The organism is Acidiferrobacter sp. (assembly GCF_054609335.1).
The window spans coordinates 21,906-30,081 of record NZ_JBTRWP010000033.1 but is presented as its reverse complement, the minus strand read 5'-3'; the positions used below and the strand labels follow the sequence as shown (position 1 = coordinate 30,081).

The following is an 8,176-nucleotide window of genomic DNA, read 5'->3' as shown; positions in this document are numbered from 1 at the left end:
GAGCGCATTCTCGGCGTCGAGACCGGGGGCTGCCCGCATACCGCGATCCGCGAGGACGCCTCCATGAACCTCGCCGCCGTCGACGACCTGATAGCCCGCTTCCCGGCGCTCGACCTTCTCTTCATTGAAAGTGGGGGCGACAATCTGAGTGCGACGTTCAGTCCCGAGCTTTCGGACCTCACGCTCTACGTCATAGACGTCGCGGCCGGCGACAAGATACCCCGCAAGGGCGGCCCCGGCATTACCCGCTCCGATCTGCTCGTTATCAACAAGATCGACCTTGCGCCCCATGTCGGGGCCTCTCTGGAGGTGATGCGCACCGATGCCACGCGTATGCGCGGCACGCGCCCCTTCGTTTTTACGAACCTGAAGACCGGGGCGGGGCTCGCGGAGGTCATGGCCTTCATCGAATGCGAAGGCGGCCTGCGCTCCCCCATGCCCCGCTAGGGTGCGTTCAGCGCGGGCGTTTGCACAATATTCGGGCATAAGCGGGCTCTTGTACGTAGGACTTTTGCAGCCGCGACCTTCGCGACCCGCGTCTACATGCCGAATCCCGCAGGCTTTCCCGTGATGGCACCGTTTTTGCTCTAGGCCTCCCTGAACAAACAAACGGGGAGGAACCCATGCACGTCAAGAATCATCTGAAGACCGTCCGCCGCTCGCTCGTTCTCGCTGTCATGGCGGGACTCGTGCCGGCCATGGCCATGGCCACGACCACCGACGCCAAGACCGTGGACGGCATCGCGATCTCCGGGTATATCGATCCGACGTATGTCTATAATCAGGACGCGCAGGTCAGCTCGTTCTTCTTCGCCGATCGCAACACCCCCTACAGCTACTATCACAGCACCTTTGGGGACCTCTATCTCGATTTCAACAAGAAGTTCGGCAATGGCGGGTCGATCGATATCCAGCTCATGCCGACGCGTGGCTATGGCAGCGCCTTCGGATCTCCGACGACACTCCATGCGGCCAATAGCATTATCAACGCCGCGGTTTTGACTCTGCCTGTGAGCAAGACCGTCGACCTCATCGCGGGCCAGGTGCCGGCCTGGGACGGCTACGAGTCTGAGACCTCACCCCAGATGCTCACCATCACCCACAACCTGCTCTATGATTTCAGTGAGCCGGGCTACTTCACGGGGGCGGGTGCCAGCTTCGCAACGGGGATAGTGACCGTTCAGACCCTGGTCGGTAACTCCTGGAACACCGCCTATACCGGCAGCGCGGCCCCGACCAAGGCCCCCACTTTCGAGTATCGTGTGTCGCTCGCGCCCACGAGCGACTTGAGCTTCGGGCTCTACGGGACGATCGGCAAGAACCCGACCCTTGCCAATTCCGCCGTCGAGACCACGCGCATCTACAACGACTTCGACGGGGCCTATACCCTGGGGGCCGCGACCTTCGATTGGCAGTTCGATCTGGGTCGTCAGACCGACGGGGCAGCCAATGGCGGCAACGCCCTGTGGTACGGCACCTCGTTGCTGGCCAACTATCGGTTCACACCGCTTGTGGGCGCCACTTTGCGCTTTGACTACCTGAACGACAAGAAAAACGGTGGCCATGTAAGCACGACGGATCCCGCCGACGGCTTCTATGTTCCGACGACCTCAACCGGCGTTAATAATGGGCCGGTGCGCGAGGCGGTCACGGCGGATCTCTTGCTCTACCCGGTCAAGAACACGATCGTGAAGTTCGAGTATCGCTATGATAAGGCCATGAACGGCGCCTTGTTTGCCGACGCGGCAGCGGCATCGGGCTACAAGAGCAGCAACAACATCGTAGCCGCGCAGATCGTGTATTCCTTCTAAGAGGTAAGGGGCGGGGTGGGCATCGCCGGGGCATGCGCCCTACAATGCCCCCTTCGTTTCGTGATCCCTTCAGGGCAGGTCGTTTTCTTAAACGGCCTGCCCTTTTTCTTTGTCGGACAATGTGTCGCTATATCGGCAAATGTTCTTTTAAAGCCCTGGATTGCAGCCAAGGTCCCAATTTCCCGCCTTAGATCTTCCCCCTGAGAATGCTGAAGCCGATCATGCGACCAAACGTGTTTCAGGCCGCTATGATTCGGAATTCTGATGCCTGGACGATAGGACGCACCTGCCGTTTCTCCCGCTCTAGGCGCACGATCCCGTAGTGACTCATAGTCCTCAGCGTGCGCGAGAGATTGCTGGGTTTCCGTCCCGTGGTTTCGGCCAAGGCGTTAATGGATTCCGGCTCCGTCTCCAGAATCACGCGCAGCAAGGCCCGGTTGTCGTCGCTCAATACCTCGGCCAGAGACTTCATGGAGGTAAACCACACTTTGGGTTCCTCTGGACCGGGCCGATATTCGCCCCGCGCGATGGCATAGGCGCGTTCCCGAATCTTCCTCTGGGGCATGATGCCGATCGTGATCGCGTTCATGAGCCTGCCTCCTGTATTACCTTGTCGACTTCTGCAAAAAAGTCCTTTATGAGCTGATAGGCGTCCTGGAATTCGTAAGGGACACCCTTGTCTGCAGTATGCCGGTGCTGGTGGTCATAAGTCGTGACGCGTCCCGAGTAGCGATCCTGCCTCGGCCGCCATACGGCATGTGCGTTATCGAAGCCCATAACCCGAGTTCCGTACGCGGTATGCAAAGTGAGCGAATACCGAATACCGTGAGGAATCGCGGGCGAGGGCTCCACGCGCTAGGCCTCGAGCTTGACCCAATAACCACCACATTGGTCAATGACTTGACCGTTCAGGTCGAGTAACGCCTCAATCCCTGCCTTATCCACCATTTTTTATATATCATCTGCTGATAATCTACGACAAGGCCCGCGCGCCAAGGCCTTTATAACCTCGATCATCCCCCGTCGTAGATGCCCGTGCAGCCCCTCCAACTCCTGGGGGCATGGAGGTACACATGAAAGCGAAACCGTATATTCTGAGTTTACCTTTGCTTCGGGCTATACGGTTGCCGGTATCCTCCACGACGGGCTCCTTGGTGGTGGATCGGCGCAGCGAAAGATCATGTTGCGGCCGAGGTCTCGCACGGGACCCGCACTCAGTGAAGCCGTGGGGCCCGCCCTCCGCGCTCCGAGAAGTTCGCGTAGGCGAAGTAGCCAAGCGGTATCACAAAGAGCGTGAGTATCGTCGAGGCGAGCGTCCCGAAGATGAGCGAGATGGCAAGCCCCCCGAATACCGGGTCCATGACCATGATCGCGGTGCCGAGCACGATGGCAAGCGCAGTCAGCATGATGGGGCGCAGGCGCACAGCCCCAGCTTGCACCACGGCCTCGGTAAGGGCGTGTCCGGCACGCCGGTAGTCGAGGATGAAGTCAATCAAAAGCAGCGAGTTGCGGACCACGACGCCGGCCAGAGCGATCACCCCGATCATGGAGGTGGCGGTGAAGTACTGGCCTAAGGCCGCGTGGCCCGGGAACACGCCTATGATCGTAAGCGGGATCGAGCCCATGACGATGACGGGGATCGCGAACGACCGGTAATAGCCGACCAGGATCACGTAGATCAGAAGGATCGCCACCCCGAAGGCCGAGCCCAGGTCGCGGAAGACGTTCAGGGTGAGGCGCATCTCGCCGCTCCAGCGCAGCCCGTAATGGAGGCTGCTCGGGTCCTTCATGAAGTCCTGCTTCAGGTGCACCCCATCCACCTTGTGGTGCTTCAGGTACTGCCACATGTGCAGCACGGGATACACGGGGCTCCCCTGGCTCATGCCGGCGGTGACGTATTCGACGTTGCGCCCGTCTTTTTGATAGATGGGCTCCGGCCCCGGGCGCTTGATCACGCGCACGATGGCCGACAGCGGAATCTCGCGGCCCTGGGGGTTGGTGACGAAGATCTTGCCGAGATCATAGGGGCCGATGTGATCGGCGATCGGTACGCGAAAGCGGATCGGGACTGGCTCCTTGGCGCGCGGGATGTGCACTGCCCCGCCGCTCATGCCCGACAGGAAGCCTTTCAAGGTCTGTGCGGCCTGCGCTGCGCTCACGCCATGCAGCGCCGCCTCCTTGCGGTCGACCTTGATGATGTACTGGGTCGAGCGGTGGGGCACGGTGCTGTCGACGCCGGCTAGATGCGGCATACGCGCGAACAGGCCGTAGCGCAGATCATTGGCGATCGCAGCCACCTTGCGATAGCTCGGGCCGAAGACCTCGGCCATGATCGTGGCGCGTACCGGCGGCCCCGGTGGGTGTTGGACGATCTTGATCATGGCCCCGGTGCGTGCGGCGAGCCGGTCAATCGCGGGCCTCAGTGAGCGCACGATGGCGATGGAAGATGCGGACCGGTCGCTCTTGCGCACGAGATGCACCTGCACTTCGCCCACGGCCGGGCCCTTTTTCAGGGTCTCGCCGCGCAAAAGTCCGCTGAAATTGATGGCGCCCATGGCGCCCGCGGACAGGTCATAGCTTGTGACATAGCGATTCCTGCGCACGATGTCGCCGAGTGCTGTGATGATGCGGTTGGTGTCTTCGAGCGTGCTGCCGGCGTGGGTGCGCACGGTGATGTCGAAGCTGTTGTTATTGTTGCGCGGCAGCATCTTGAAACTCACGATGCGCAAGGCGGGCAGTACCAGCACGACCGCGAAGACGAGGATGATGGCGAGCAGGAAGCCGCGGCGCGCCCAGGGGCGCGAGAGCAGCGTATGCATGATGCGCGCATAGCCTCTCTGTAAGATCCCGGGCCGGTCGTGTCCGTGTCCGCCCTCGCCCTTGAGCCACATGCGTGCCGCCCACGGGGCCACCGTATAGGCGATGAAAAGCGAGGTGATCATGGCGATCGGTACGTTCTTTGGGATCGGCGCCATGTAGGGGCCCATCATGCCGCTCACATAGAGCATGGGCAGGAAGGCCACGATCACCGCCAAAGTCGCGAGGTTGGTGGGGCGGCCGATTTCATTGACGGCATTCACGGCTCCGCGGACCCGATCGACGCCGGCCTTCGCATAATGGCGGAAGATGTTTTCGATGACGACGATGGAGTCGTCCACCAACAGACCGAGCGACAGGATGAGGGCGAACAAAGTGATGCGGTTGATCGTCTGGCCCTCGAGGTCGTCTACGGCGAGGGTCACGAACAGGATCAGCGGGATCGTGATGGTGACGATGGCCGCTGCCCGCCACCCGAGGAACACGACAAGCAGGACTACGACCGTCGCGACCGCTATGAAGAGGTGCTCGATGAGCGTATTGACGGCGCTATTGGCGCGCTGCCCGTCGTCGCGGGTGACGTTGACGTGCACGGTGTCGGGGATGATACGGCCTTGCAGGGCGCTCAATTTGTGGAGCACGGCGTCGGCCACGGTCACGGCATTGGTGCCGGCGCGCTTGGCGATGGCGATTGTGACTTCCGGCACGTCGATGTCTTGCGGGCGCGCATGGGTGTAGGCCGGTCCGAATCCGATCTCGTGTACGGTCTTGATGCGTCCGGCGCCATCTGTGACCGTCGCCACGTCGCGCAGATACACCGGGCGATGATCGTAGAGGCTCACGACCACCCGGCCGACGTCTTTCGCCGAGCGCAGCATGGTGCCTGCGTGAATGGTCGCACGGCGGTTGTGGTTGGTGAAATGCCCCGAGGGGATCTCGACGTTCGTGGCCTGCACGACCTTGCGGATGTCGTCTAGGGTCACGTCGTAGCGGCGCATGAGGCGCGGATGGAGCACGATATTGATCTTGCGGCGTTCGCCGCCGATCAGGTAGGCGTGCGAGGTGCCGGGTACGCGCCGCAGGTGGTGCAGGACCTCGGTCGCGATCGCGCGCAGGTGCACGCCGCTCATGGCGGCACTGGCCAGCGAGATCGTCACGATGGGGACCTGGTTTACGTCCAGCGGCTGGATCACGGGCTGCTGCGTCCCCGGCGGCATGCGGTTCATATTGCTCATGATCTTGTTGTAGAGGCGCACGAGCGACGCGACGCGGTTTTCGCCGACCTGGAACTTCACCGTGACGACACCCATGGAGTCGAGCGCGAGCCCATAGGTGTGGTGGATCCCGCGCATGCCGCGCAATATGGCCTGCAGGGGATCGACGACGAGGTTTTTGACTTCGCGCGGGCTTGCCCCCGGCTTCATGACGATGATGTTAGCCGCGGGCACCACGATCTGCGGATTTTCTGTCCGCGGCGTGGTATGCAAGGCCAGGATTCCGGCCAGGATGGCCACGATCACCACCAGGATGGTGATCTTGCTGTCGATAAAATACCGGGTCAGTCGTCCCGATATATTGAGCGGCCCTTCCGGCTTCGGATCAACGGCTGCCATGCGGTCCTCTTATCGTGGTGGGCTGCGGATGGATGGGGGTCCCGTCATGGACGCCCCGGAATGGCGGCAGGACCAGTGTCTCGGTTCCGCTCAAGCCGCTCAGAATCTGTGCCGCGTGGGCGGTGGTCGCGCCGATCTTCACGAGGCGAAAGCGGGCGTGTTTGCGTTTACTGAGCACAAAGACCCCGGGCAGGCTGCCTTTGTGGACGATGGCGTCTCTTGGGATCACGACGTCGCCGTGGGGGTCGAGATCGGCGGGCACCTGTAATTGCAAGACGGCGCGCGCCACGGCTGGCCGTACGATAGGCGGGGAGGGCGGCGGCGCCTTGGGGGCGCATGCCGCAAGCGCAAGCATCATGGCTACCGGCCATAGGTTCGCGCGATTCATGACGCAACTCCGAGGGTCGTGAGCATCCGGTGCGTAAGTGTCCCGCAGGCCTCCGCCAAGGCTGCGCGATTGGCCACCAGCGCATAGAGGGCTGCCAATCGCGCCTCGCGGGCCTGCACGAGATCGTGTTCGGCGTTCAGGAGATCGAGAAGGATGGTACGGCCCTCCCCGTAGCGCACCTGTGTCACCGCCACCGCCTGTCGGGCGCGCGCGACATTGGCGTCTGCTATGCGATAGCGGGTCATCGCGATATGCATGTTTTCGTAGGCGCGCAGCACCTCGTTATGGATGCGCGCGCGCAGGCCCGCGACTTGGGCGTCCAGTTCGGCCGCGCGTTCCTCGAGAACGGCGGCGTGATCTTGATTGCGGTGTCCGTCGTAAAGGGATTTGCTGATCACGGCGCCGACCGACCAGGCGTTATGGCGCAGGCCCGGCGTTTCGCTGAACCATTGCGTCTGGGCCATGAGACGGACCTGGACCGACGACCGGTCGCGTGCCGCTTGCGCCTGGGCGCGCGCGGCTTGCGCCAAGGCGCGCAAGGCCTTGAGGTCGGGCCGGTGGGCGAGCGCCCGTTGATAGAGGCGCATGACGTCTTGCGTGGGTGGTGCGACGACTTCGAGGGTCGCGTTTGGTACCTGGATTGCGAGTGCCGCCGGCGCGCCCATGGCGGCCGACAGATTATCCACGGCTATGCGCACGTTGCCGCGGGCCTCCGCCACCATGCCTTCGTTCGCCCCCAGATTGACGGATGCCATAAGCGCCTCCGAGTGCACGATGCGCCCCCGAGAATAGAGATAACGGGCGGTGCGCGCGTGATGGCGTGCCGCGGCCACCGCTTTTTGGGCAACTACGAGCGCTTGGCGCGCGACCAGGACGCCCTCGTACGACTGGATCACTTGGGCCATGATGGCTTGACGGGCCCGCAGTGCGTTGCCACGGGCCGCCTGCCGCGCATAGCGTCCAGCGCGGACGCCGGCTTGGATCGCGCCCCCGCTATAGACGGGCCACGACAGGGACAGGGTCGTCGTGCCCAGCTTTGTGACGCCCGGATGATTCAGTGTGCTTGGGGTGAAGGCTGTGGCACTCACTTGCCGCCGTTCCAGCTCCGCGGATAGGGCCTCGAGGGGATTGTTGCTAAAGAGGTAGCCGTAGCTCACGCTCGCCTGGGGCATGCCCTGGTCGTCCGCGAGCTTGAGCGCCGCGCGCGCCGCGCCGCGCCGCGCTTGCGCCACTTGCGTCATGCTGTTATGGGTAAGCGCGAAGTCGACCGCCTGCGACAACGTGAAGGAGCGGGCGGTCGCTTGGCTCCCTGCAAGCCCAAGCGCGATACCCAAAGCCATCCCCAACGGTTTCATGAAAACTCCTTTACCGGATCCCGTCCCTGCCGTATATTAGCATTCAATTAACTGCTAATGGAAGCCTTGCCGCTGGATCGCGAACGTGGTCCAGTGTAGCTGATTGCCACACCTTTTCGTGTCGGCCCCATAACGGGCCTTGGCCGCGGGTATAAAGCCCCTGCAGGCCCAAAGAACCCGGCGTCCTATGAG

Annotated in this window: 7 protein-coding genes; 2 read left to right on the top strand and 5 right to left on the bottom strand. The window is 62.5% G+C overall.

All coding sequences use genetic code 11. The features are described 5' to 3' along the window. Both ureG and ACYCTF_RS09865 read left to right on the top strand, forming a co-directional pair. On the top strand, positions 1-447 hold a 447-nt coding region (gene ureG / locus ACYCTF_RS09870), incomplete at its 5' end, for an urease accessory protein UreG (protein WP_461284841.1). A gap of 176 nt (positions 448-623) precedes the next feature. Then, complete coding sequence (locus tag ACYCTF_RS09865) at positions 624-1,811, top strand: DUF3138 family protein (RefSeq protein ID WP_461284840.1); 1,188 nt, start codon at positions 624-626, stop codon at positions 1,809-1,811. 238 nt (positions 1,812-2,049) lie between these two features. Here ACYCTF_RS09865 and ACYCTF_RS09860 read toward each other — a convergent pair whose 3' ends face one another. The 5 genes from ACYCTF_RS09860 to ACYCTF_RS09840 all read right to left on the bottom strand — a co-directional run bounded on the left by ACYCTF_RS09860 (position 2,050) and on the right by ACYCTF_RS09840 (position 7,984). Continuing rightward, complete coding sequence (locus tag ACYCTF_RS09860; RefSeq protein WP_461284839.1) at positions 2,050-2,400, bottom strand: HVO_A0114 family putative DNA-binding protein; 351 nt, start codon at positions 2,398-2,400, stop codon at positions 2,050-2,052. Further along, a complete protein-coding gene (locus tag ACYCTF_RS09855; protein WP_461284838.1) occupies positions 2,397-2,588 on the bottom strand; it encodes a hypothetical protein in 192 nt (63 codons plus the stop codon). The genes ACYCTF_RS09860 and ACYCTF_RS09855 overlap by 4 nt, the downstream gene beginning before the upstream one ends. A gap of 437 nt (positions 2,589-3,025) precedes the next feature. Further along, the gene (locus tag ACYCTF_RS09850; RefSeq protein WP_461284837.1) at positions 3,026-6,241 is read right to left on the bottom strand and encodes an efflux RND transporter permease subunit; all 3,216 of its coding nucleotides are present in this window, start codon (positions 6,239-6,241) and stop codon (positions 3,026-3,028) included. Further along, the gene (locus ACYCTF_RS09845) at positions 6,228-6,629 is read right to left on the bottom strand and encodes a hypothetical protein (protein WP_461284836.1); all 402 of its coding nucleotides are present in this window, start codon (positions 6,627-6,629) and stop codon (positions 6,228-6,230) included. The genes ACYCTF_RS09850 and ACYCTF_RS09845 overlap by 14 nt, the downstream gene beginning before the upstream one ends. Next, positions 6,626-7,984: a TolC family protein gene (locus tag ACYCTF_RS09840; RefSeq protein ID WP_461284835.1), complete on the bottom strand. Its 1,359-nt coding sequence runs from the start codon at positions 7,982-7,984 to the stop codon at positions 6,626-6,628. Before ACYCTF_RS09840 ends, ACYCTF_RS09845 begins: the two co-directional genes overlap by 4 nt. Positions 7,985-8,176 lie beyond the last annotated feature (192 nt).